Here is a 26117-nt window from a genome sequence, read left to right as displayed (position 1 = left end):
AATTAAACCATGTCTTGGCAAAATGAGGTAAAAACCGCTTTAGAAAACAATCAATATGATATTGTTAGTGAGTTTTACGAAGAACTGATAGAAAGAGAACCCCTAGAAGTTAATTATTATTGGTATTTAGGATTAGTCTATCTTTTGCAAGGAAGAGAAGAAGAAGCACAAACGATATGGTTATTCGTCCTCAGTCAAGGGGATGAACGGGAAGTGACTGAGTGGACAGCAGATTTAGTCAATATTTTGGATGGGGAAGCGCGCAGACAAGTTAAGCTAAAAAATTGGCAATTAAGCTGGGTAATTCGTCAGCATATCTACCAGATAAATCCAGATAACCTAAAAAATTTATTATATCTAGTTTTGTTAGAAATTAAGCTAGAATATTTTTATCCCCAAAAACTTAAAGATTGGCAAATAGTTAATTTAATTAATTCGGAAAAGTTAGAAACTTTCGATATAAGTTTACTCCTACACACAGTCTATAAACTCCTAGATTGGCCAGCGCAAGAAGTTTTAGATATTATCATAACCGTTTTAAAAATAGAGTCACAGCAATCGGCGATATTGGAAATTATCGAACAACATATTGAAAAGATTTATTATACCGATAAAACTAATGCTTTTATTTTGACTCTTAGCTGTCTAGATATTATACCTGATCGCTTACTACTTTTGTATAAAATTCATCAATACTATCTCGATACTGGTAACTTTGAGTTAGCCCTGGAAACTGCCAATAAAATCAAGAATTTATCCAATGATAAAGCTGCAAAGTTAGATAATATTTATTTGCTCCTCTATACAGAACTTTTAGCGGGTAATTGGTTAAATATTGACAATAAAACCCAAGAATATTATCAAGCAATTCAAAATAATTTAGAACAGTCTCAATGTCCCATGAGAAATGAATCTGAGGTTATTTCTCTCACTTCTCCCTTAGCTTATTTAAAAGATGACTTAGTAGGTAATCGCTGGTTAAGTAATCAGTTAGCTAAACTTTTTCAAGAGGCAGTTAAAAAAAGATTTAAGCAAGTTACTATCGATTCTCAGAGCCTTAAAGATGTAAATAAAAAGCTCAATATTGGCTATATTGCCCATACTTTACGGCGACATTCTGTCGGTTTTCTAAGTCGCTGGTTAATTCATTATCATCAACGAGATAACTTTAACATTCATCTCTATCTAGTCAATCAATTCGAGGACGATATTACGGAACAATGGTTTAAAAATAAAGCGCATAAGTATAATAATTTACCAGCAAATCACCAAATTATTGCTGAAAAAATTAATGAAGATAACATCGATATTTTAGTAGATTTAGATAGTATAACTCATGATACCACCTGTCGAGTTATGGCACTTAAACCCGCACCAATTCAAATAACATGGTTAGGATTAGATGCCACGGGAATACCTGCTATTGATTACTTCCTTGTAGATAATTTAGTTTTAGAAAAAAATGCTCAGGAGTTTTATCAAGAGAAGCTTTGGCGCTTACCTAATTGTTATCTTGCCGTGGATGGATTTGAAATCGGGACACCAACTCTAACCCGACAGGATTTAAACATACCAGCAGACGCAGTTACTTATTTAACTTTGCAAGTGGGATTAAAAAGAAATCCTGCCACAATTCGCTTACAAATGCAGATTATTAAAGCAGTACCCAACAGTCATTTACTAATCAAAGGTGCGGGGAGTGAAAAGCTTATCAAAGATTTATTTATCAGCATTGCTAAAGAGGAAGGAATCGATGAAAATAGATTGCGCTTTCTCTCAGGAGTTGCTAACGAAGAAATTCATCGCGCTAATCTCCAAATTGCCGATGTGGTACTCGATACCTATCCCTATAGTGGTGCAACTACTACTCTAGAAACTCTTTGGATGGGGATTCCTATAGTGACAAAAGTTGGACGACAATGGGCAAGTCGTAACAGTTATACTTTAATGGTTAATGCGGGAATTAGTGAGGGTATTGCTTGGAGTGATGAGGAGTATATCGATTGGGGAATAAAATTAGGAATGGATGAACAGTTGAGACGCAAAGTTATCGCTAAATTAGATGAATCTAGAAAAACTTCACCCCTTTGGAATGCCCGTCAGTTTACTAAAAATGTGGAAAATGCCTATCGTCAAATGTGGCAAATATATTGTGAAAGTTAATTAAGGAGAATTAAACCATGTCTTGGCAAAATGAAGTAAAATCAGCTTTAGAAAACAATCAATACGATATTGTTAGTCAGTTTTATGAAGAACTGATAGAAAAAGAACCCCTAGAAATTGGTCATTATTGGTATTTAGGATTAGCCTATCTTTTGCAAGGAAGAGAAGAAGAAGCGCAAACTACTTGGCTATTTGTTTTTACTCAAGGAGAAGAACAGGAAACCGAGTCATGGCTGCCAGAATTAAGCAATATTTTAGCTACCGAAGCTAACCGACAATTAGAGTTAGAAAATCTAGAAACCAGTTGGTTAATCCGTAAACATCTACAGGAAATTAATCCCAGTTATCTCGATAATTTACTGCATTTAACCCTCGTTGAAATTAAATTAAATAGATTTCATCCTCAACAACTGCAAGAATGGCAAATACTAGAATTAATTACTCAGGGTTCAGTTAACTCTGAATTATTGGAACAGGTAGTAATTGCCGTCATACCTTACGCTCATAAATATACCATAGAATTAGTTCGGTTAAGTTTACCCTATCTGTCGAATTCTTTAAAACTTCTGGATCATATTTTAAAAATTACTCGTCAGGTAGCTTTTCAAAAAAAACTGCCTCTTTATTCGGTAGATTTAACGGAAGCTTTTTTACCACTTTATCACGAAAATTGGTACTTAGAAGTTAATTTATTTTGGTTTTACATCTCTTTACCTGACTATGAAAAAGCAATAAATTTAGTCAATAAGTTGAAAGAGAAAAGTCAAACGATTGATTTAAAAATGTTTAGTCAATCTCTCCTTTTTAATGCTTCTTTGCGAGCCTCAAAATGGAATAACGTTCCTGGCATTTGTCAAGAGTATAAACACTTAATCAAAGAATTTTTAGAAAAAAAGCCCCAAGACATACATCCCTTAGTTAGAGAAGGTTTACTAACAGTTATGAACCCGATTTCTTACTATGAAGATAACCCGAAAGAGAATCGCATTCTTTTAAGTCAGATTGGCAGTTTTTTTCAAGAAAACTACAAAGAAATGCTGGGTTTTCAGGAGGAAAATTTTGACAAAACCAGAGAAAATAATCCCAATAAAAAACTTAAAATTGGTTACATTGCCCAAAGCTTAAAACGTCATCCCGTAGGTTTATTGAGTCGTTGGACTATTAATTATCACAATCGTGAGCAGTTCGATATTCACCTTTATATGGTGAGTCAACCTGTGGATGAAATAACTAAAAAATGGTTTTCTAATCCCGCAGATAAAATCTATCATGCTACTGCTGATTCCCTAGCAACCTACCGAAAAATTAAAGAAGATAACATCGATATTCTGGTGGACTTAGATAGTGGTACTGGGGCAATCGTTGCCCAAGTTATTGCATTAAAACCTGCCCCTATTCAAGTTAACTGGTTAGGTTTTGATGGTTCTGGTTTACCCGCAGTAGATTATCTTGTAGCGGATCCTTATGTATTGCCAGAAAATGCCCAAGAATATTATCAAGAAAAAATCTGGCGTTTACCTGATGCTTTTGTCGCTGTGGATGGTTTTGAAATAGCCGTTCCTACCCTACGAAGAGAGGATTTAGGTATTAATAATGATGCCGTTATTTACCTAAGTTCTCAAACAGCAATTAAGCGTAATCTGGCGATGATTCGCTTACAAATACAAATCATCAAATCCGTACCTAATAGTTATTTCCTGATTCAAGGAGTTGCTGATGATAATTCCCTCTTCGATTTATTCTGTCAAATTGCCGCAGAAGTTGGGGTAGAAACTAATCGAATTAAGATGCTTCCTCTCTATCAGACGGAAACCTACAGGGCAAATTTAGCCATCGCTGATGTGGTTTTGGACACCTATCCCTTTAATGGTGGTACAACCACCTTAGAAACCCTCTGGATGGGAATTCCTCTGGTGGTTAAAGTGGGGCAACAATGGTCATCACGCAACGGTTATACTTTAATGATGAACGCGGGAATAACTGAGGGTATAGCTTGGAGTGATGAGGAATATGTGCAGTGGGGAATTAAGTTAGGATTGGATAAAAATTTAAGAGAAGAAGTCCGTTGGAAACTCCGAAAGTCTCGTCATACATCTCCCCTCTGGAATGCCAAACAATTTACCAGAGATTTAGAAAATGCTTATCGGCAAATGTGGAATATTTATTGTCAATCTTAGCGGATAAAAACTATGCAATGGCATCAAGACGTACAAACCCACTTAAACGACAACAATTATCAACTGGTGGTGCAGTTTTATGAACAGTTAACTGAAAACAATTCTCCAGTAATTGAGGATTATTTTTATCTAGGATTAGCCTATCTTTTACAGGATAGAGAAGAAGAGGCACAAGCTACTTGGTTATTGGTGTTGAGTCAAGCAGCCGAATCAGAATTATCGGGGTGGATAGAAACTTTAACTCAAATCTTAGATGCCGAGGCAACCAGACAAGAAAATTCCCAAAGACTAGAGACAAGTTATCTAATTCGATTGCATCTACAAAATCTTAATCCTAGTTTTTTAAATAATCTCCTGCATCTGATGGAATTAGAAATACAATTCCAAATTTTTGCGATGGAAAAGTGCAATGATTTGTGTGTATTTGAACTGTTAGAGAATACAGCTACAGCAGCAATTAATCTTGATTTACTGCTGCGAGTGACGGAAAAAGTTTTAATCTACCCCTGTACTGATACCATCTACTTTTTAGAATTAGCAGCCTTACATATCAATAATCCAGCAATAATTGCAGCTAAAGTTATGTCAGCAATTGTCAATTATGGTTATCAACAAAAGCAAAGTGTATTTGCTATTAATTTAGTAGAACTTTGTTTGCGCTTTCTCCCAGAGGATTTATACCTACAAAGTAGTTTGTTTAATCTTTATAAAACCACCACTGTTGACTATAAAAAAGCTCTAGAAATTGCCGATAATTTTTATAAAAGTTGCCAGACAACTACTGAAAAGCTCTTGGGAATTTCTCTAGTTATTGGTATTTTACAAGCTAAGGGAGACTGGGGAAATTTACCTAAATTTATCGATCAATTAATACAACTAATTGATCGGCAAATTAAAGACAAACAATTTCATGCACGTCCTTTTATTATCGACTCTATTTTAGGAGTTACTAGCTGTCTTCCCTACTATCAAGATAATCCCAAAATTAATCGATATTTACAAAGTAAACTAGCGGAAATTTTTCAAGCAGATATAAGAAACCGCTACAACTATATTGCTCCTGTTTCTTCTCCAAAATCTCCAGCAAGAAAAATAAAAATTGGTTATATTGCCCATACTCTCCGTCGCCATTCTGTGGGTTGGTTAAGTCGCTGGTTATTTCACTATCATAATCGAGATAAATTTGAAATTTACACCTATTTTGTCAACCAAGCAGCGGACGAAATTACTGAAAAATGGTTTAAAAATAACTCAGATTATAGCTATAACTTGCCAGCAAAAATTGCACAAATAACCGCCCAAATTCGTCAAGATCACTTAGATATTTTAGTGGATATTGATAGCTTAACTAATAATACAACTTATCTAGTAATGGCTTTAAAACCCGCACCGATACAGGTAACTTGGTTAGGATTAGATGCGTCGGGAATCCCTGCTATTGATTATTTTATTGCCGATAACTACGTTTTACCCGAAAATGCTGAAGAAATTTATTCAGAACAAATCATCCGACTTCCTAACTCTTATTTATCCGTGGATGGTTTTGAAGTGGGTGTTCCCACTAGGAGAAGAACTGATTTAAATATTCCCGATGGTGCTATTATTTATCTGACCGTGCAATCGGGATTAAAACGCACCTTAAACATGATTTATCTGCAATTGCAGATTCTCCAACAGGTTCCTAATAGCTATCTTTTAATCAAAGGTTTTGCCGACAAAGAAACCATTCGAGAATTATTTCTCAAAAGTGCCGACGAATTGGGAATTAGTCAAGATAGATTAAGATTTTTGCCCAATGATTTGCATGAGGAAACCCATCGCGCTAATCTAGGAATTGCTGATCTAGTTCTCGATACCTATCCCTATAATGGTGCAACCACAACCCTAGAAACCCTCTGGATGGGAATTCCTTTAGTCACTAGGGTTGGTGAACAATTTGCAGCCCGCAATAGCTATACTTTTATGAAAAATGCTGGCATTAGTCAGGGTATAGCTTGGAGTGATGAAGAATATGTGCAGTGGGGAATTAAGTTAGGATTGGATAAAAATTTAAGAGAAGAAGTCCGTTGGAAACTCCGAAAGTCTCGTCATACATCTCCCCTCTGGAATGCCAGACAATTTACCAGAGATTTAGAAAATGCTTATCAACAAATGTGGAATATTTACAGCCTTTCTCATCAAGATGAAGTCTAACCTAATTTGCCATCGCCGACCGAGAACCGACTCCCTTCGGTTTGGTGGGTAAAATGTATTATAAGATACAGTGCTGCTGGCGGTCGCAACGCGCTCGCTACGCGAGACCGAGTGGAACGAACCACAAAGACACAAAGGACACCAAGATTGAGCGATCCTATATTAAGTTAAACTGATCACACAAAGAATAAGAGATCCGAAGACCGACTCCCCAAAAGGAAAACTTCCTACCTCACCATTAAGATAACTGCCATGGTTTGACTCCCTGTGGTCCTACTGGTGTGCGGCCCACCGATATCCTAATAGCTAAAGAAACTGCGCAATTAGATACCAAAGTCCCTCACAGATAGAAGATAATCAATATTTATCAGTATTGGAAGCCTTCAGCATGGTTCATTTAACGCCCAATCCTAGCTATAGTTTAAGTCTCAAGATAGAAATCCCCAATCAAGCGGGAACCTTCGCTTCTGTCCTCAATGCGATCGCCGATGTCGGGGGGAATTTAGGGCAGATTTCTCTGATCGAACGCAATTTAAAGATTAGCACCCGCGAGATTATGGTTGATGCCGCTAGTACCGACCAAGCGGAACAGATTATCGCCGCGGTTAAAGCTCTGCCGGATGTTAAACTGCTCAAAGTTTCCGATCGCACCTTCGATATCCATCGTCGGGGTAAAATCTCCATTGAAAGTCGTATTTCCCTCACCTCCCAAGATGACCTGGCCATGGCCTACACCCCCGGAGTTGGTCGCATCTGCACCGCTATCGCCCACCAACCTGAACAAGTGTACTCATTGACCATCAAGGGCAACACTGTTGCAGTAGTGACCGATGGTAGTGCGGTATTAGGATTGGGAAATCTCGGGCCAGAGGCTGCCCTACCAGTAATGGAAGGGAAAGCGATGTTATTCAAGGAATTCGCCGGAATTGATGCTTTTCCCATCTGTTTAGCCACCCAAGACCCCGAAGAAATCATCGCAACCGTCAAAAGAATCGCTCCGGTTTTTGGGGGTATTAACCTAGAGGATATCGGCGCGCCACGCTGTTTTGAAATCGAGAAACGTCTGCGAGAGGAGTTAAATATTCCCGTTTTCCACGATGATCAACACGGTACGGCGATCGTTTCCCTAGCTGCCCTGATTAATGCCCTCAAATTGGTCAAAAAATCGCTTGATACAGTCAAAATCGTCATTAATGGTGCGGGTGCGGCGGGAATCGCCATCGCTAATCTCTTTAAAACCGCAGGAGCTACAGATATAATCCTCTGTGATTCCCATGGTATCCTCTCCCAAAACCGGGACGATTTAACCCCAGAAAAACAAGCTTGGGCCGTGGCTGCCAGTGGTAAGCTAGGGGATGCTCTCAAAGGCGCTGATGTTTTCTTGGGGGTGAGCGCACCGGGGGTATTGACTCCCGAAATGGTCAAGGGAATGGGCAAAAATGCGATCGTGTTTGCCATGGCTAATCCGATTCCCGAAATTCAACCGGAATTAATCAATGATTTGGTGGCCGTGGTGGCTACCGGACGCAGTGATTATCCCAATCAGATTAATAATGTTCTCGCTTTCCCCGGATTATTTCGCGGGGCCTTGGACTGTCGCGCTAGGGCAATCACCGATAATATGTATCTGGAAGCGGCCAAAGCGATCGCTTCTTTGATCACTCCTGCTAATCTCGATCGAGAGAATATTATTCCCTCGGTTTTTGATAGTCGTGTAGTTACGGCTGTGGCCGCCGCCGTTCAACAGGCTGCTCGTCAAGATGGAGTGGCCGGGGAATAATGTAATTATCTTGGAGGAGGGTCAGTAAACCGTGAAACCGATCGATGATATTCCCGAAGCTTTGCGGGACAGCCAGTACAGAAAAACTACTAATCCTAATGGTCTCATAACGATCGCAAGCGGTTTACTTGCTCTGGTGGGAACTGGCCTAATTGCCATAGCAGTCTTGAATCGTCCCCCTGCTTCCGTAAAAAAACCGGTTATTAACCCCTCCCCCCTGATTAAAGCCACTCCTAGCCCCATTGAGAACATTCTAGGTCATTTACCCTATCAAGAGGCCCCAGAGACGGAATTAGCCCCTATTACTACGGATGGTGCTATGCGTTTAAGGAAAGCAGCAGCCAAAGCTTTTATCCAGATGCAGAGTGACGCGAGAAGGTCGGGGGTGATTTTAATGCCGATTTCCGCATTTCGATCAAAAGCAACCCAAGAAAAGCTCTTTTTTGAAGTTAAAAAACAACGCAATCAGCAAACCCGCAAACGAGCAGAAGTGAGCGCACCTCCAGGTTACAGCGAACATCATACCGGTTATGCGATCGATATTGGCGATGGTCGCACTCCCGCAACGAATTTAAGTAGCAGTTTTGCTAATACTGCGGCTTTTCGTTGGTTGCAAAATAACGCTGCCCAGTATAGTTTCGAGTTATCTTTCCCCGAAAATAATCTCCAGGGTATTAATTATGAACCTTGGCACTGGCGTTTTGTCGGGGATAGTCACAGTTTAGAAACTTTTTATAAGGCCCAACAATTAGGAAAACAAAAATAAACGTAGGGTGCGTTAGGCAATCCCTTGTTTTTAGGGAAAAAATCAAGGTCTAAATATTGCCGTAACGCACCAACTTTTTAGAAAACCCAACAATTAGAAAAACAAAAATAAGATAATCTTATCGGCGATCAATGGCATTTTCTGGAATTAATTACTAAAATAGGATTATATTGTATTGTGAGTGTTTCTAATAATAAATCTGGTTATTAAAAACGGCTCTACCGAACCTGTCATGTAAAACTATCAACAACTCACGCTTTAAAAGCTTATATACTAAGGCTTTGAGTTTTTATTAGATTGATATTTATCAACTTTAGAGCATTGCTGGGCAGAGAGGGAACTTGAGGAATTTTCTACAGTGTAAGTTCGGAAGAACCTTAAAAACTGATTATTTATTCCCCTTTGCCTTTTGCATGAGTAGAAAACGGGTTTCTCCGAGAAACCCGTTTTCTGTGCGTTACTCAACAGATTTAGTATTATCGGACTAGAAAGTCCTTTCATCTTCCCGCTTGCCGTAAAATTATATCTTTAACTAAATGGTGATCGCTAATTAATTATCGTAGTAAAGCTTGAAAACCTGCTTGAATAAAATGAACATCTGAAGTTAAAGCGTCGGTAATTTGATTTTCTTCCATAACAATAAAAGAAAAACAATCTACTAATCCCCAGCTTTTATCAGCTCTTGATTCGTAGAGCTTTAAGCCTTTTTGAAAAAGAGTAGAAGTGATAGTAACAACGAATAAATTATCGGTTTGATAGCATTGCTTGATAAAGGCAGAAACCTTAGGACGATTGTAATGACTAAGAGCATTACCAACCTCCATAAAAATGGCTTCAGTAACCCAAACTGCTGTTGCATTTTTTACATAGGGGAGGAACTGCATAGCAATTTGATGATATTGCTCATGAGGATTGAGAATTGCTTGGATAAAGACCGTATCTAAAAAAAGTTTGGACTTATTCATCGCTTATATTTCTTTTGGGAGTATCATATAAATAATGATCGTGTTCCCTTGACCAATCTTCTGGAGCTTCATAGGTGCCAGCCATTTCTTCTAACAGTTCCCAAGCATTTTTATGTTTATTTTCTAGTGGATCTTCCCGAGAAATAATTTGGATGATGTAATTGGTATTGGGTTCTAATTCAATCTTTTCTTCGGGACGGAAAACCATTCCATCATAACTAACTCGTAGATTTTTTATCATAATGGATTGTTGAGAAGTAATTCGAGTACGGCCTACACAGTGCCTTAAGGCTAGTGTAACACACCCTCTCAACTATAACTACCGCACGATCGCACCCTCTTCTAGATGCCGATATTCTGCTAAAGATGGGAAAATATCAGTCCTGTAGGGTCAAGGTCGATCCTCGTGGGTGGGGAAACGGAGGGAATTTTCGGCCATGGTGACAACAGTAATCGTTTTTCCCAACCTATCGAAAAATTCGACACTATACCCCGTTTCTAATCCCTCGATTTGATGTTTTTCTACCAATTTCCCACGTCTCCCGCCGATGGTTTTTCTTCGGTAATGTCTTTTAGTAGAATCACAATTGTTAAGATAGATCGAGGGGTTCATTAGGAATAATATACATTAAATTATTATTTTTAGACTTGTTTTCTTCTGGCTGTAGCTTAAGCCATTCATGAAAACTAATACCAAGTTTTGACAATGCTTTAACTTCGACTTCATAAGCTTCAAAACGGTAATTTGTCTCAATTATAGATTCCATATCTTCCATGATTATCGGTAATCGCTCGATTACGGCATTTCGTGTTTCCGACTCTATTCCCCAAAATCCCTTTTTGATTTCTGATTTTTCAATTATTGATGCTGGTAAAGACTCAATCCAACTATTGATCTGGCCATCGTCAATTAACGATTTACCGCCTATATCATCTCGAATAATTTCAAACACAGAATTTTCGTCTAAAATAGGACTTTTCCATTGATAAATTCTCGTTAGTCTTGATAAATCTATTTGTCCTTTTAGTTTAGGGTGCAAATACATCGAGGGATTAGAAGTTAGCAAGGTATCTACATATTTTTCGATTCTTGTATAGATTTGAATTTTACCCTCTTCAAACCGTCTTGCGGCAGTTTCAAATTCCTCTAATTCTAAATAACATCTAGCTTCGGCAATATAAGCGAGACATAAAGTTAACAAATACTCATCAGCTATCTGACTTTTTTGTTCCAACTCTTTATCAGCATAATCTAAGTATATATGTTGAGCTTCTAGAAATCTGTTTATAGCATTCACTGCGCTACTTATACGATTATCTCCCTTACTCATGGTAAAAGCATTAATCGCTAAGTCTAAGGCTGCTCGAAAATTGGCATAAAAACTCAAATCTATTTTTCTGTCAATTTTAATTAAAAACTCTTGAGCTTTTTGTAAACGTTTCTCTAGTTCTTTTAAACGATGCGCCATGAATGTAAAACTGATAACAGAAACACCAAGATTCAAAATACTTGCGGCTGAAGTTAGGGTTAAAACTCCTTGCATTAAGTCGAGTCTTTGATTAACAGCCTTGAAGCCATTAATCGAGACTCCCGCATTCACTCCCTCTACGACTAGATTAAAAACGCCGGTTACAGGATCAAAACTTGGAATGCCAGCCGTTGATATTGTATTAGTTGCTGTATCCCGAAGCCACATTACTACTTGTTTGGTTGAGGCATCGCGTACAACGCCGCCAACTCTTTCTAAAGTACCGTTTAATAAACCTTCTAGGATGTGAGCGGGCATATCAAATGTCAGTTTTAAGGGAGTCATACTGTGTGCCTAATAAACATAAATCTATCTTTAGTTTGCCCCAAAATCTCCCCTAAATTAACAAGGGGGCTTATTCAGCCCCCATTAAACCCTAACTACCGCCAATCCTTGCCACATCGCGGGCGTTGGCTTCAAAAGCGGCATCGAGAGCAGAATCGCCGGTTAAACCAGAATCTAACGCCTCTTTAATACACTGCAACATCCGCTTATAATCCTTGGGCATTACTTTAACAAACTTGGGCAACATTTCCGACCAATTTGCTAAAACCAGGGCTGCTTTTTGACTTTGGGTGTAATCAGCATGGCGTTGAATTAACTCGCGTAAATCGTCGATTTCTTCCCCTTCTAGCGCCTCTAAAGCTACCATTTGGGTATTGCAACGAGTGGCGAAATCCCCCGACTCATCGAGGACGTAGGCGACACCACCACTCATCCCGGCGGCGAAATTGCGACCGGTGGGACCTAAAACAACGACTTTACCCCCGGTCATATACTCACAGGCATGGTCGCCAACGGCCTCAACTACGGTATTAACTCCAGAATTGCGGACACAGAAACGTTCCCCAGCAACCCCAGAAATATACACCTCACCACTGGTTGCACCGTATAAAGCCACATTACCGATGATAATATTCTCCTCGGCCACAAAAGTGGAACCTTTGGGCGGATAAACGATGATTTTGCCACCGCTTAAACCCTTACCCACATAATCATTGGCATCCCCCTCTAACTCCAGTGTCACCCCTTTGGGAACAAAAGCACCGAAACTCTGCCCCGCGCTGCCCTGAAAATGGAGATGCACGGTATCTTCCGGTAAACCCTCCCAGTGACGTTTAGTGATTTCGTTGCCTAAAATCGTCCCCACCACGCGGTTAATATTTTTAATCGGTAGTGTCGCCTTAACTTTTTCGCCTTTTTCAATGGCATCCTTGCATAAATCAAGTAAAACGGTTATATCCAAGCACTTATCTAAACCGTGGTCCTGGGGAATCTGGCAATAGCGTCCTACCTCTGGATCCACCTCCGGTTGATAGAGAATTGGAGTTAGGTCAATTCCTTTCGCTTTCCAATGTTCTACCGCCTGTTTCGGCTCTAATACATCAGTTCGCCCCACCATTTCATTTAAGGTGCGGAATCCCAATTCGGCCATAATTTCCCGCACTTCCTGGGCGATAAATTTCATGAAATTCACCGTATATTCGGGATCCCCGATGAAATTCTTCCGTAATAACGGATCCTGAGTCGCTACCCCCGCCGGACAGGTATTAAGATGACAAACCCGCATCATAATACAGCCCAACGTCACCAGTGGCGCGGTCGAAAAACCGAATTCTTCGGCCCCCAATAGGGTCGCCACCACCACATCGCGCCCGGTTTTCATCTGGCCATCGGTTTCCACCGCAATGCGACTGCGAAGATTATTTAACACCAATGTTTGATGGGTTTCTGCTAGTCCCAACTCCCAGGGTAAACCCGCGTGTTTAATCGAGGTTTGGGGTGAGGCACCGGTCCCACCATCGAAACCAGAGATTAAAACCACGTCAGCGTGAGCTTTAGCGACTCCGGCGGCGATTGTGCCTACTCCCACCTCAGAAACCAGTTTTACGCTCACTCTGGCCGCACGATTGGCATTTTTTAGGTCATGAATCAACTCCGCTAGGTCTTCAATCGAGTAGATATCGTGGTGGGGTGGGGGAGAGATTAAACCAACTCCGGGGGTGGAGTGACGGACTTTGGCAATCCAAGGATAGACTTTTTTACCCGGTAATTGACCGCCTTCGCCCGGTTTTGCCCCCTGGGCCATTTTTATCTGCAATTCTCGCGCTTGGGAGAGGTAAAGACTGGTGACACCAAAACGGCCGGAAGCTACCTGTTTAATGGCACTATTTTTCGAGTCTCCCCGTTCATTTGTCCAAGTGTAGCGCTCGGAATCTTCGCCCCCTTCCCCCGTGTTCGACTTGCCACCGATGCGATTCATGGCAATAGCGAGGGATTCGTGGGCCTCTTTGGAAATGGAACCGTAACTCATGGCCCCAGTTTTAAAGCGTTTCATAATCGCTTCAATCGGTTCCACTTCTTCGATGGGGATACTTTCCCGGTTTTTAAAGGTTAATAGTCCCCGCAGGGTGAAGAATTTTTGATTTTGTTGGTTGACCAGTTGGGAATATTTCTTAAAGAGGTCGTATTTGCCCAATTTTACCGCTTGTTGCAGGGTGTGAATGGTTTCTGGGCTAAAAAGATGGGCTTCCCCGTCCTTACGCCATTGATATTCACCGCCAATATCGAGGGTATGCACATTAACATCCCGGTCGGGGAAAGCGTGGCCATGTCTGAGTAGGGATTCTTTGGCAATAATTTCTAAATCGGCCCCTTCAATGCGGGAAGCTGTCCAAGTAAAATAGCGATCAACTACCGATCGATTTAAGCCGATAGCCTCGAATATTTGCGCCCCACGGTAGCTTTGCAGGGTAGAAATGCCAATTTTAGAGGCCACTTTAATTACGCCCTTGGTGGCGGCTTTTATGTAGTTTTTACAGGCGGTCTGGTGGTCAACTCCCACCAATAATCCTTCCTCGATCATACTGCCGAGGGTGGCAAAGGCTAGATAGGGATTAATCGCACCGCAACCATAACCGAGGAGAAGGGCGTAGTGATGCACTTCCCGGGGTTCGCCGGATTCCAGGACAAGGCCGACTCTGGTGCGGGTTCCCTGCCGGATGAGGTGGTGGTGTAAACCAGCAATCGCCAGCAGTGAGGGAATCGGGGCGTGATTTTTATCGATACCTCGATCGCTTAAAATAATAATACTCGCGCCCGCTAAAATTGCCTCGTCCACCTCTTGACAAATTGCCTCAATTGTGCTACGCATCCCCTCGACTCCCGAAGTGGGATCGAAGAGAATGGGAATAGTCACGGTTTTAAATTCGCTATTGCCCTGTAAACGCGCTAATTGGGCGTTAGTGAGGATGGGAGAGTTAAGTTTAATCAGGTGACAGCTTTCTGGCTGGGGATCTAGGAGATTTCTCTCCGCACCGATAGTGGTAATGGGAGAGGTGATAATTTCTTCGCGAATCGAGTCAATCGGGGGGTTAGTGACTTGGGCGAATAACTGCTGAAAGTAATCATAAAGCAGTTTTGGGCGATCGGACAAGACGGCTAGGGGTGTATCGGAACCCATGGAACCCACTGCTTCCACTCCATCCCGGCCCATGGGGGCTAATAAAAGACGTAATTCTTCAAAAGTGTAACCGAAAGCGGTTTGCTGTTGAATTAGGGAAACAGCAGTTTCCGGTGGCGCAGTTTCAACGGCCGGTAAATCGTCTAAATTGACTAAATTTTCGTTTAACCACTGGCGATAGGGATGAGCTTTGGCAATACCTGCTTTTATCTCCTCATCGGCCACGATACGACCTTCTTTCATATCCACAAGGAACATCCGGCCGGGTTGCAGACGACCTTTGAAAGCGACGCGTTCCGGTTCAATGGGTAAAACTCCCGCTTCCGATGCCATAATTACTAGGTCATCCTTGGTGACGTAGTAACGGGAAGGACGTAAACCATTGCGGTCTAACACTGCTCCCATCATCGTACCATCGGTAAAAGCGATCGAGGCCGGACCATCCCAGGGTTCCATTAAACAGGAATGGTATTCATAAAAGGCTTTTTTCTCGTCACTCATCGATTCGTGGGCTGCCCAGGGTTCAGGAATCATCATCATGACAGCGTGAGGGAGAGAACGCCCCGATAAAACCATTAATTCTAGGGCATTATCAAAAATTAAGGAGTCACTACCCTCGATATTAATAACCGGCTGGATTTTTTTGATGTCTTCCGCGAACAAGGGTGAGGCAAACATCGACTGACGGGCGTGCATCCAGTTAATATTACCTCGCAGGGTATTAATTTCGCCATTGTGGGCAATATAACGGTAAGGGTGGGCGCGTTCCCAACTGGGGAAGGTATTGGTACTAAAACGAGAATGGACTAATCCTAAAGCACTTTGAAAGTCGGGGTCGTGTAAATCGGGGAAATAGTCACCCACCTGTACCGGCATTAATTGCCCTTTATAGACAATGGTACGACTAGAAATACTGCAAGGATACCAGTAACGATTAAAAGATTGACGATTGAGGTGGGAACGCTTGCGAATAACGTATAATTTGCGTTCAAAGGCCAGATCATCGCTTAAATTGGCATCGCGTTCGATGAAAACCTGTTCGATAAAGGGTTCGGTAGATCTGGCCGAATTGCCCAAACTAGAGTTATCCGTGGGAACATCACGCCAACCGAGAACTTTTAACCCCTCTTCGGCGGCGATTTTCTCGAATTCCTGGCGACTTTTCCCGCGAATTTCGGCATCAGGGGCCGTGTAGAGCATTCCTACCCCGTATTGTCCGGCTGCTGGCAAGGTAAAACCTAGATTACTGGTCACTTTCCGGAAAAATAGGTCAGGGATTTGGCATAAAATACCCGCCCCATCTCCGGTATTTTTTTCCGCACCGCACGCGCCACGGTGATCGAGGTTTAATAAAATTGTTAAGGCCTGTTCAACAATATCGTGGGACTTTTTACCCGTTTTATGAACGATAAAACCGACACCACAAGCATCATGTTCAAATTGGGGATCGTATAGTCCTTGTTTCCGTGGAGTTTGATTGTTATTCATCTTGTCTAATAGCCTAGCAGTCTGGAAGGGAAGGGCCTAGAGGGTGAGCCAGAGTAGCGATTCTAGGTATATCAATTCTGTATCCAGACTGGACCTTCGGTCTTATATCTTAAGGAAATGTTTCGATGTGACAAGGGTTCCTCTCGCTGCTTTCCCCCTCGATCGAGATCGCTTTTCCGATACAAGTTCGATCGCTCCTATAATCGAAGAAATACTCGATCGCTATCTCGATCCCGTTCGATTGGTTCTTTCTGCTCTTTCTCGCCATTTTTTTGAATTTTCTGTAATTACCTCGCCCATCGATCGGGCTTTTTCCGCCGCATCCCGCGCCATTTCCAGAATTTCCTCTAGTTCCCGTTCATTTAGTCCTGTTTCTTTTCCTTCCATCACCTTAAACCCTGCAAGCGATTTTTAACCTTATTTTAGTCTCTAAAATAGGTCCGAGCTATGATAGCTTGACTCTAGAGCTAAAGTAGAGATAGGGTTTAATTGGAGCCATGTATGGAAGCGATCGAATTTAGGACGGTTATTCATAAGGGTCGGGTGAGCGTTCCCCCCCGATATTCTTCTCGATGGGAAGGTAAGATGATACGGGTGATTGTTTTGGATGACTCGGAAATCATCCCCGAACCGAGCCAGAAAACTGAAAAAACGATGTTCGAGGCGATTTCTTTAAATACACGGGGATTTACATTCGATCGGGACGAGGCTAATGCCCGATAAAGTTTTTTTTGATAGTTTAATACTGGCCAGCGCTCTGGAAGCGGGCTGTCAAATTCTCTACAGTGAAGATTTACAAGATGGTCAGCGAATCGAGAATCAATTGATGATCGTTAATCCCTTTGGTTAAGTAGGTAGGTGTTAAAAGTTGTCAGGCACCCCCCTTATCAAGGGGGGACTAAGGGGGGATCAGTCGGTCAAAATTACCCTTCTAGTTTCCGTCCTTTGCACAATAAACCCACCCCAGCAACGGAGAGTAAACCGAGAACCGTCGCTGGTTCGGGAACGGTGGTAGGAACGGTGGGAGTGAAGGTTAGGGTTGTACTATTGAGATCGACGACACCACTGAATGCAGCTGCTGATCCCTGGACAGTGAATACACTCCCGATGGTGCCAGGGAAAAAATTTAGAGTCAAAGCTGCGCCACTATTCTGAGCGGCAAATGAACTCGCGGTAATCACCCCGCCACTGACCGTAAAACTATTACTCACTAAATTAGTAAGATTCGCCAGAACATCCAAGGGGAGTGTGTAGCCTAGGGCGGAGGGAGCGGAAGTCACGATCAGCGAAGTGGCGGCATTTGTCCCGTCTCCGTCCGGTAGGGTGAGCGTCCCCTGTACGGTTCCAGAGACCGGACCGGTTACGTTGCCGAAGGAGAAGTTAAAAGTGGCGGCACTGGCAACCGGTGCGAGGGTGGCGGTGGCTACCGTGGCGAGGGCGACGGTTAGGGGTTTGTTAAAAGATGCGACGGTGACTTTCATCGGTAAATCCTCCTATGTGGAGTTAGGTTAAGTAAAGTTAAGGTATGCAAAATTTCTTCACATATCTTATTTTTTTTTTTTTTGCCGACTTCTGCTAATTTTAATACAGTTTTTTTGACTTTTTTATGGTATAGGAGTTGGGTTTATTGCCTCGATAATTGCCCCGATTTAGGGTGAACTCTAACAGCCGATCGCTCTTGTCATTGGCCAAAGACAAACAAAATAATTAACCCCCTGTGCAACTATATTTTTAGTCTTGATTTACAAGGCTTTCAGAAATCAGCAGAGATCAAGTATCCTCGGAAACCCTGATTGTGTCGTTTTTAGTTGCACATCGCATTAATTAGCATTAAAATAGTGGCTCTCTTATTCTTTGTGTGATAAGTTTAACTTATATAGTAGCGATCAGTCTTTGTGTCCTTTGTGTCTGGAGTGGTTCGTTCCACTCACTACCCCAAGACTGTATCTTAGAATATATTTTACCCACCAAATCTAAGAGAGCCAAATAGTTATCGCTACAAGTAAGGGAGAGCCTTTTACTTTCAAAACTATGTCAGAAATAACCCTGCAAATTAACGGCAAAACTCAAACCTGTTTACCAGAAACTAAACTACCACAAATATTAGAAAATTTGGGCATGAATCCTCGGTTAGTTGCAGTGGAATATAACGGGGAAATCCTCCATCGTCAGTATTGGCAAAACACGGAAATCAAAGAGGGAGATAAATTAGAAATTGTTACTATTGTCGGAGGGGGATAAAATAATCAACAATCGACAGTTGAGGGAAAAAACTTGTTAGTTATCGGTTTAATGAGTGGCACATCGGTGGATGGCATCGATACCGCTTTAGTGGAGATTAGCGGTACAGTGGAATCTCCACAGGTGCAGTTATTAGCTGGGGAAACCTATCCCTATTCCCCCCGATTACGCGAGACAATTGTGCAAGTCTGTGGGGGAGAAAAGCTCTCTATTGAAGCTTTAGCCAGCTTAGATGATGATATCGCCGCAGAATTCGCCCAAGCCGTCTTAAATATCCAAAAAGAAGCCCCAAAAGCCCAATTAATCGGCAGTCACGGTCAAACCGTTTTTCATCGACCCCCCGCAAACGATCGCCTCGGTTACACGGTACAATTAGGACGGGGAGCAGCGATCGCAAAAATCACCCGTATCCCCACCATTAGTAATTTTCGCGCTGCCGATATCGCCCAAGCTGGTCACGGTGCGCCCCTAGTGCCGAAAATTGACGCTTATCTGCTTTCTCACCCCACCAAAGCCCGCTGCGTCCAAAATATCGGCGGTATTGGCAATTTAACCTATCTACCCCCCCGACAAACGGAAAATTGGCAGCAAAAAATTTGCGGTTGGGATACCGGCCCCGGCAATGTTCTCATCGATTTGGCCGTACAATTTTTGAGCCAAGGCCAACAAACCTACGACTATAACGGTCAATGGTCGGCCCAGGGTCAACCCTGCCCCGAATTAGTTCATAAATGGCTACAGGAGCCTTATTTTCACCAATATCCCCCCAAATCCACTGGCAGAGAGTTATTTAGTCCCGCCTATCTAGCCCAATTGCACGAGGATGCCCAAGCTTATTCCCTCAGTCATGCCGACTGGTTGGCTAGTTTAACCGATTTAACCGCCATTTCGATCACCCACAGCTATCAAACCTTTTTGCCAGAAATGCCCGCAGAAGTGCTGCTCTGCGGTGGTGGCGCTCGTAATGCCTACCTGCGCCAACGACTCCTAGCACATTTGGGGTCAAATGTCAAGCTTTTAACCACCGATGAGGTAGGATTAAATAGCGATTTTAAAGAAGCGATCGCTTTTGCCCTTTTGGCCTATTGGCGCTGGCACAATTTCCCCGGTAATTTACCGCAAGTCACGGGGGCAAAAGCAGCGGTTTTATTAGGAGAAATTTACCTATGAGCAGCAGCTATGAAATATTTTCAACAATTCAACGCCAAAGGGTCAGCGATGGGCAAATAGTGCCAATTTTAAGCGATTGTACTGACTACAAACGTCTTTTAATTCTTGTTTGGCCGCAATTGGGAGATTTTGACAGTCTCGAATACGCTTGGTGGTTAGAAAAAGAGGCGGCCCTTTGGCAAAATGCCGGGATAACCATTCGTGCCATCGGTATCGGTGATCGCAATTCGGGCTTAAAATTCTCTGAATATACGAAATTTCGGCAAGATTGGCTTTTTGTTGACCCCAAAGCTGAATTACATAATTTATTAGGACTTTATCGCGGTTTATCGCTAAAATTACCCGGATTTTCTCCTGGGCAAAATGCCTGGTTAAATCTAATTTTCATGTGTGCGGGTGTGGGTAGTCCGGGTACTCTGGCCGAAGTGCTGCGGGGTTATCTTGGCGATCGCAAAGCCCCGCAATTAATTGCCGAGGCGGAAACAATTCAAGCGCGGCCTTTACCACCTTTCCGGGGTTCCCTATTCAATCTTGCCGGGGGTCAAGGTTTTCAGCGACCTTTTGAATTAGCCACCCTGAGACTGCGTAATATGGGTCAAGTTTTGGGCAATTGGTCAACCTATGTTCCCGATAGTAGTTATCTAACCCAACGGGGAGGGACTTTTTTATTTGATAGTCAAGGAAATTTACTCTATGAGCATCGAGATAGAGGTATCTTGGGCTTTGCTGAGAATATGAGTTATCCCCTTGCTTTTTTGCCAGATTAAGCTTTTTTCTTCTCCATCTAGCCCAATCCCAACCCTGACCTTTAATCTTGTCCACCTACCTTATTACCCAAAGATTGATGAAATTATTTGACCATTGATCCGCAACTGTCGGGAGTTATTTACCCAAGAGATAAGTAAATATTATTTTAAGTTTATTTAAGGCTGTCATTACTAATGGTAAGTTGAGCCGGGTAAATTTTCCCGTAGTATCAAAAAGGAAACTGATTCGACCCGTTTCAGTCTAAACAGCGAGAGAAGGCATTTTGAGACTGCCGTTTTCACTGGATTGATTAAATTGATTAAGAGGAACAACCTATGGCAACTTATAAAGTCACCCTGAAAACACCCGATGGCGAGCATAAAATTGATGTTCCCGATGATGAATATATTCTCGATATAGCGGAAGAAAAAGGATTAGATCTACCCTCTTCTTGCCGTGCTGGTGCTTGCTCTGCTTGTGCTGGTAAAATCGAATCTGGTAGCGTTGATCAATCCGATCAATCCTTCTTAGATAACGATCAAATTGAGGCGGGTTATGTCCTCACCTGTGTCGCCCGTCCTACTTCTGACTGTGTGATCATCACCCACCAAGAAGAAGAGTTGTACTAATTTAACTCAATATTTGGGAGTTAGATGCTCCAACAATAATAGAGCGGGAACTGCAAGAGCGACAGTTCTCGCTTTGTTTGTATTTTTGCCCCTTGACTCGACAGTGAGATACAGCCCAAAAATTAATCCTGCCAGAGATATACTACCAATTTATAATTATATGGTAGTATAGTTATAAAGCTACATAAGGGGAGTCAGAGATCATGCTATTCCGTCAGATGTTCGATCCCGAAACCAGCACTTATACTTATTTGATTGCCGATCCCGTCAGCAAGGAAGCGGTATTGGTGGATCCAGTGTGGGAACAGGTGGAAAGGGATGATCGGCAATTACGGGAGCTAGGATTAACGCTAAAATATTGTTTAGAAACCCATATTCACGCCGATCACGTCACAGGAACTGGAAAATTAAGGCAAATCACAGGCTGTCTGGGTATAGTTCCCGAAAATGCTCAAGTAGCCTGTGCTGATCGCCATCTGGCGGATGGAGAGGAATTGTTACTAGGAAATATCACCATCAAAGCGATCACTACTCCCGGCCACACCGATAGTCATCTAGCCTATTTAGTCAATAACAGTCATATTTTGACAGGAGATGCCCTATTTATCCGGGGTTGTGGTCGTACCGACTTCCAAAGCGGCGATGCTGGTACTCTCTTTGATTCGGTTACGCAAAAACTTTTCACTCTCCCCGATAGTACCCTAGTTTATCCCGGCCACGACTATCGCGGTTTAACTGTCTCCACCATTGCCGAAGAAAAACAATACAATCCCCGTTTTGTCGGACGTAACCGCAGACAATTTATCGAGTTTATGAACAGTCTTAATTTACCCGATCCCAAAAAGATCATGGAGGCAGTTCCCGCTAACCAAGGCTGCGGCAATTTAGGAGTTGTTTTAGCTTAAATATCTATTCAGGAGATTAACGATGACCAATACCACAAATCAAGCAAAATTACTAGAATTTGATGCCCATACTTTAAAAAACTTAATTGAGCGCCGAGAAGTTTGCTTAATTGACGTGCGAGAACCGGGGGAGTACGCCAGCGATCGCATTCCAGGGGCGAAATTAGTACCACTTTCCAGTTTTAACCCCGATTCGATCGCTTTTGACCCCAATCAAACCCTAGTTCTCTATTGTAATTCCGGCAACAGGTCCACTGTAGCGGCACAAAAACTGATTGCGGCAGGATTTAGCCAAGTTGCCCAGCTTAAAAACGGCTTAAATACCTGGAAAAGTGCGGGTTATGCCACCGAAAAAGACAAAAATGCGCCAATTAGCCTATTTCGTCAGGTGCAGATCGTCGCTGGTTCCCTAGTTGTCCTCGGAACGGCATTAGGAGCCTTTCTCTCGCCTTGGTTCCTGATTTTAAGCGGTTTTGTCGGTTCTGGTCTGGTTTTTGCGGGGATTAGTAATACCTGTGCCTTAGCTATGCTTCTAGCCAAACTTCCCTATAATCAACCCCATCAGTAAGCAGTAATCAGTAATCAGTAATCAGTAACCAGTAAATAACTGATAACAAGGGCTGAATCTAAAACCTAAGATGTACTTAGTTTCTAGCCTTCTTTTTAGGTAGGAGAATTGTCAGACTCTTTACTTGGGGCCTGTTGTCTTCAGAAGCTGATAACTGATCACTGATCACTGATAACTGAAATGACTTGGTTAATTGGACATTTATTAGCCGTTTGTACGGGGATTAGTCTGGGATTGTTAGGAGGAGGAGGTTCTGTACTAGCATTACCGATTCTAGTCTATGTGATGGGAGTACCGACCAAATCGGCGATCGCTATGACGCTTCTAGTCATCGGTAGTGTCAGTTTACTCGGCACGATTCCCCACTGGAAAAAAGGCAACATTAACTTAAAAACCGCTTTTATCTTCGGTTCTGCGACGATGATGGGGGCTTTTTTGGGAGCAAGATTAGCCACATTACCCTTCGTCACTGCCACCTTCCAGATGCTCCTGTTTGCGACGCTAATGATCCTAGCGGCAGCCTTTATGATTGGTAGATCAACACAGATAGATAATCCTGATTATAAAGCCCGCGATCGGCAAAAAGATCTGACTCTCTACCCCCAACCAGTGTGCCGATATTGCTGGCTCTGGTTAATGAGCGAAGGAATCGCTGTGGGTGTCCTGACGGGATTAGTTGGGGTTGGGGGAGGCTTCGCTATCGTTCCCGCGCTGGTATTATTGGGTAAAATCCCCATGGTTCAAGCGATCGCCACTTCCTTGCTGATTATTTTCCTCAATTCTGTAGCCGGATTACTGGGTTATTTAGGTCATATTAGCCTCGATTGGCAGTTAACCCTATCCTTTGCTTTTGCGGCTGCCCTCGGTACTCTTATCGGTTCCTATCTGGGACAGTTTGTGTCCGCAAAACAGTTACAAAAAGGTTTTGGTTATTTTCTCCTAGCGATCGCAACTTTAGTTTTAATTCAAAATCGTCATATCCTGCACAATTTCCTAGCTCCGAAAAGCAATCCTATCATCCCAGCGGAGAATACTACCCACCAAACTGAAGTTAATTAGGGTTTGCTGACAAAGTTTTTCGTCTGGTGTAGGGTGGGTTAGATTTATTTAGCCAACCCTACTTAAGACAGATCACTGATTATCGTCCCACTTCAGCGAAAATCTCGGCTAAAATCTCTCCAGCACCAGCGTCGCGCACTTTATGGGCTAAATCTCGTCCTAAGACTTCCCCATGGCTAGGATCGCCGCTAACCGAGTCCTTAATCAGGCGCTTACCGTCGAGACTAGCCACCATACCCGTTAAAGTTAGGATACCATCCTCGATCGCCGTATTCACTCCGATGGGAACTTGACAGCCCCCCTCCAACTCGCGTAAAAAAGCGCGTTCAGCATAGCATCTATCGCGACTAGGGGCGTGTTCCAACACTTTTAGGACTTCCAAAACCTCCGGATCTCCATCGCGGCATTCTATCCCTAAAGCCCCCTGTCCCACCGCATGGAGAGAAATTTCCGCCGGAATAACCTGATGAACTCGATCGCCTAATCCTAACCTTTCCAGTCCCGCTACTGCCAGAATAATCGCGTCGTATTCTCCCGCGTCTAGTTTTGCCAGACGGGTGTTAACATTGCCGCGCACATCTTTAAAAGTCAGATGGGGATAATGGTAACGCAACTGGGCCAATCGCCGCAGGGAAGAAGTCCCCACCACCGCACCTTCCGGTAAAGTGTCTAATTGATAGTCTTGGTTTTGGCTATTTACCACCAAAGCATCGGCCGGATTAACTCTTTCCGTGACGCAACCCAAGATTAAGCCTTCGGGCAAATTAGTGGGCAGATCCTTGAGAGAATGGACGGCAAGATCGATCGATCGATCCAACATTCCCACTTCTAATTCTTTGGTAAATAAACCCTTATCACCGATTTTCGCCAGGGCCACATCGAGAATTTTATCGCCTTGGGTACTCATCGTCTCCACCTCAAACTGTTGATGGGGGTGGTGTTTACTCAATTCTGCCTGTACCCAATAGGTTTGTACTAGGGCTAACTGACTTTTACGGGAACCGATACGCAGGGAACGAGGAGGACTAGAAACGGACATATCTGAAGTAGGAATTTAACTAAACATCTATCTGACTGCTCGATCTAGACTATCCTGATCTCAGCCCTGTTGAGTAATCACTTTCTAGGTTAGGCATAAATAGTTACATCTCTTAATATTTTTCAGGAAATGGGGTGACTATTATTCCCTACTGACAGCAAAGCTGAAAGCCTAGATTAAAATAGAGGGACAAAGGTTGCAACAGCGTCTAACTAATGACATTACAACACCCTTGCTATAACAAAGAAGAATTTGTCCGACGTGGACAGGAAATCTATCAGTCTCGGCTGCGTCAGCAGGTTGAGAAGGACAATCATGGGAAGATTGTAGCTATTGATATCAAAACAGGTGCTTTTGAATTAGCCAAAGATATCCTCACAGTTTCCAACTCAACTTTTAACCCGATTGACCGATGCTCAAATTTGGTTCGTTAGAATCGGACATCGAGCAGTCGATCGAGTCGGTTTGATTGGGGCGAATTTGCTGCAATGATTATAGGTAATTTTAAATCGTGGAGTTATTATTATGCTAGACCAAATGATGAGGATGTTAGAAGGGCAACAAATAAACTCTTATCGTCTTAATAAGTTTCTCGGTGCGGGTGGTTTTGGTGGTGTATTTCATGCTAGTGAAATGGTCAGAAATACATCGGTTCAAGAAGTTGCCATTAAAGTTATCCCCGAAAGTAGCGATGATAAATTAATTGAGTTACAAAATGCCAGAAAGTTAGAACATTCTAATTTAATTAAGGCTTATTCGGTGGGGGAATTTACTTTTCTCAATACTGAAATGCTTTATTTAGTGATGGAATTGGCACAGGGTAGCTTAGAAAATCACATCGCCAAAGGCAGTTTGTCATCAAGTGAGATTAAAAATATTGCTGCTCAAGTCGCCCAGGGCTTAAATTATCTTCATGGACAAAATAAAGTCCATCGAGATTTAAAACCGGGTAATATCCTCAAGGTTAATCAACAATACAAGTTAGCAGATTTTGGCTTAATTAGAACTTTAAATAACAAAAGCCACACTCAAACAGTCCACAATACCGGTACAATTATTTATATGCCTCCCGAAGCCTTTAGGGGTGATATTTCCTCAGCTTGGGATCGGGAGCAAGTCAGTTTTGTCAGAACATAAATACTATTCAATAGCTAAAGACTGTTATTTAGGTAAGCACAGCGGTGTTTAAGCACTTGAGGGATATTTTCTTCATTCCACTGGGCTCCAGAAATTTT

Annotated in this window: 22 protein-coding genes and 2 pseudogenes; 16 read left to right on the top strand and 8 right to left on the bottom strand. The window is 42.4% G+C overall.

What is annotated here, in order from left to right; all coding sequences use genetic code 11:
* Positions 1-9: 9 nt before the first annotated feature.
* From MiAbW_RS09225 to MiAbW_RS09205, 5 genes are all read left to right on the top strand, one after another.
* Positions 10-2163 (top strand): O-linked N-acetylglucosamine transferase, SPINDLY family protein, encoded by a 2154-nt coding sequence (locus MiAbW_RS09225; RefSeq protein ID WP_151695882.1) that lies wholly within the window; start codon positions 10-12, stop codon positions 2161-2163.
* A gap of 17 nt (positions 2164-2180) precedes the next feature.
* Complete coding sequence (locus tag MiAbW_RS09220) at positions 2181-4340, top strand: O-linked N-acetylglucosamine transferase, SPINDLY family protein (RefSeq protein ID WP_151695881.1); 2160 nt, start codon at positions 2181-2183, stop codon at positions 4338-4340.
* Between the two features lie 12 nt (positions 4341-4352).
* Entirely contained in the window at positions 4353-6533 is a 2181-nt protein-coding gene (locus tag MiAbW_RS09215; protein WP_151695880.1) for an O-linked N-acetylglucosamine transferase, SPINDLY family protein, read from the top strand.
* Positions 6534-6921: 388 nt separating this feature from the next.
* On the top strand, positions 6922-8313 hold the full coding sequence (locus MiAbW_RS09210) for an NAD-dependent malic enzyme (RefSeq protein ID WP_151695879.1): 1392 nt from the start codon (positions 6922-6924) through the stop codon (positions 8311-8313).
* Between the two features lie 31 nt (positions 8314-8344).
* Positions 8345-9079 carry a M15 family metallopeptidase gene (locus MiAbW_RS09205; RefSeq protein ID WP_151695878.1) on the top strand — a complete coding sequence of 245 codons (735 nt, stop codon included), beginning with the start codon at positions 8345-8347 and terminating at the stop codon, positions 9077-9079.
* Between the two features lie 554 nt (positions 9080-9633).
* Here MiAbW_RS09205 and MiAbW_RS09200 read toward each other — a convergent pair.
* From MiAbW_RS09200 to MiAbW_RS19580, 6 genes are all read right to left on the bottom strand, one after another.
* The gene (locus MiAbW_RS09200) at positions 9634-10044 is read right to left on the bottom strand and encodes a type II toxin-antitoxin system VapC family toxin (RefSeq protein ID WP_151695877.1); all 411 of its coding nucleotides are present in this window, start codon (positions 10042-10044) and stop codon (positions 9634-9636) included.
* Complete coding sequence (locus tag MiAbW_RS09195) at positions 10037-10285, bottom strand: hypothetical protein (protein ID WP_151695876.1); 249 nt, start codon at positions 10283-10285, stop codon at positions 10037-10039. Before MiAbW_RS09195 ends, MiAbW_RS09200 begins: the two co-directional genes overlap by 8 nt.
* 150 nt (positions 10286-10435) lie before the next feature.
* Complete coding sequence (locus MiAbW_RS20000) at positions 10436-10657, bottom strand: DUF4926 domain-containing protein (protein ID WP_238707228.1); 222 nt, start codon at positions 10655-10657, stop codon at positions 10436-10438.
* Positions 10635-11858 (bottom strand): hypothetical protein, encoded by a 1224-nt coding sequence (locus MiAbW_RS09185; RefSeq protein ID WP_149979343.1) that lies wholly within the window; start codon positions 11856-11858, stop codon positions 10635-10637. Before MiAbW_RS09185 ends, MiAbW_RS20000 begins: the two co-directional genes overlap by 23 nt.
* 91 nt (positions 11859-11949) lie before the next feature.
* On the bottom strand, positions 11950-16524 hold the full coding sequence (gltB, locus tag MiAbW_RS09180; protein WP_151695875.1) for a glutamate synthase large subunit: 4575 nt from the start codon (positions 16522-16524) through the stop codon (positions 11950-11952).
* A gap of 222 nt (positions 16525-16746) precedes the next feature.
* On the bottom strand, positions 16747-16911 hold the full coding sequence (locus MiAbW_RS19580) for a hypothetical protein (RefSeq protein WP_172967358.1): 165 nt from the start codon (positions 16909-16911) through the stop codon (positions 16747-16749).
* A 114-nt stretch (positions 16912-17025) separates the two neighbouring features.
* On the opposite strand from MiAbW_RS19580, the gene MiAbW_RS09175 reads away from it, so the two are divergent.
* A complete protein-coding gene (locus MiAbW_RS09175) occupies positions 17026-17247 on the top strand; it encodes a hypothetical protein (RefSeq protein WP_151695874.1) in 222 nt (73 codons plus the stop codon).
* Positions 17237-17374 carry a hypothetical protein gene (locus MiAbW_RS19575; protein ID WP_172967357.1) on the top strand — a complete coding sequence of 46 codons (138 nt, stop codon included), beginning with the start codon at positions 17237-17239 and terminating at the stop codon, positions 17372-17374. The genes MiAbW_RS09175 and MiAbW_RS19575 overlap by 11 nt, the downstream gene beginning before the upstream one ends.
* Before the next feature lie 73 nt (positions 17375-17447).
* Here the strand turns inward: MiAbW_RS19575 and MiAbW_RS09170 are convergent, their stop codons facing one another.
* Positions 17448-18005: a PEP-CTERM sorting domain-containing protein gene (locus tag MiAbW_RS09170; protein WP_151695873.1), complete on the bottom strand. Its 558-nt coding sequence runs from the start codon at positions 18003-18005 to the stop codon at positions 17448-17450.
* 550 nt (positions 18006-18555) lie between these two features.
* On the opposite strand from MiAbW_RS09170, the gene thiS reads away from it, so the two are divergent.
* The 7 genes from thiS (at position 18556) to MiAbW_RS09135 (ending at position 23843) form a co-directional block, all read left to right on the top strand.
* Complete coding sequence (gene thiS / locus MiAbW_RS09165; protein WP_151695872.1) at positions 18556-18765, top strand: sulfur carrier protein ThiS; 210 nt, start codon at positions 18556-18558, stop codon at positions 18763-18765.
* A 33-nt stretch (positions 18766-18798) separates the two neighbouring features.
* On the top strand, positions 18799-19935 hold the full coding sequence (locus MiAbW_RS09160; RefSeq protein WP_151695871.1) for an anhydro-N-acetylmuramic acid kinase: 1137 nt from the start codon (positions 18799-18801) through the stop codon (positions 19933-19935).
* On the top strand, positions 19932-20702 hold the full coding sequence (locus tag MiAbW_RS09155; protein WP_151695870.1) for a peroxiredoxin-like family protein: 771 nt from the start codon (positions 19932-19934) through the stop codon (positions 20700-20702). The genes MiAbW_RS09160 and MiAbW_RS09155 overlap by 4 nt, the downstream gene beginning before the upstream one ends.
* A 315-nt stretch (positions 20703-21017) precedes the next feature.
* The gene (locus tag MiAbW_RS09150; protein ID WP_151695869.1) at positions 21018-21311 is read left to right on the top strand and encodes a ferredoxin; all 294 of its coding nucleotides are present in this window, start codon (positions 21018-21020) and stop codon (positions 21309-21311) included.
* 203 nt (positions 21312-21514) lie between these two features.
* Entirely contained in the window at positions 21515-22216 is a 702-nt protein-coding gene (locus MiAbW_RS09145) for an MBL fold metallo-hydrolase (protein ID WP_151695868.1), read from the top strand.
* A gap of 22 nt (positions 22217-22238) precedes the next feature.
* Complete coding sequence (locus MiAbW_RS09140; protein WP_151695867.1) at positions 22239-22784, top strand: rhodanese-like domain-containing protein; 546 nt, start codon at positions 22239-22241, stop codon at positions 22782-22784.
* A 180-nt stretch (positions 22785-22964) separates the two neighbouring features.
* A complete protein-coding gene (locus MiAbW_RS09135) occupies positions 22965-23843 on the top strand; it encodes a sulfite exporter TauE/SafE family protein (RefSeq protein ID WP_151695866.1) in 879 nt (292 codons plus the stop codon).
* A 79-nt stretch (positions 23844-23922) separates the two neighbouring features.
* On the opposite strand, the gene hemC is transcribed toward MiAbW_RS09135, so the two are convergent.
* Positions 23923-24882, bottom strand: a complete 960-nt coding sequence (gene hemC, locus MiAbW_RS09130) for a hydroxymethylbilane synthase (RefSeq protein WP_151695865.1) — start codon at positions 24880-24882, stop codon at positions 23923-23925.
* Positions 24883-25097: 215 nt separating this feature from the next.
* Here hemC and MiAbW_RS09125 point away from each other — a divergent pair.
* Both MiAbW_RS09125 and MiAbW_RS09120 read left to right on the top strand, forming a co-directional pair.
* A pseudogene (locus MiAbW_RS09125) lies at positions 25098-25374 on the top strand (hypothetical protein).
* Positions 25375-25407: 33 nt separating this feature from the next.
* Positions 25408-25989, top strand: a pseudogene (locus MiAbW_RS09120) (protein kinase domain-containing protein); the annotation flags it as partial.
* Positions 25990-26117: the final 128 nt, after the last annotated feature.

Source organism: Microcystis aeruginosa NIES-4325, from assembly GCF_008974145.1.
Classification (GTDB): domain Bacteria; phylum Cyanobacteriota; class Cyanobacteriia; order Cyanobacteriales; family Microcystaceae; genus Microcystis; species Microcystis aeruginosa_G.
Note: the sequence above shows the minus strand (reverse complement) of the source record. Positions and strands in the feature narration are given on the sequence as shown.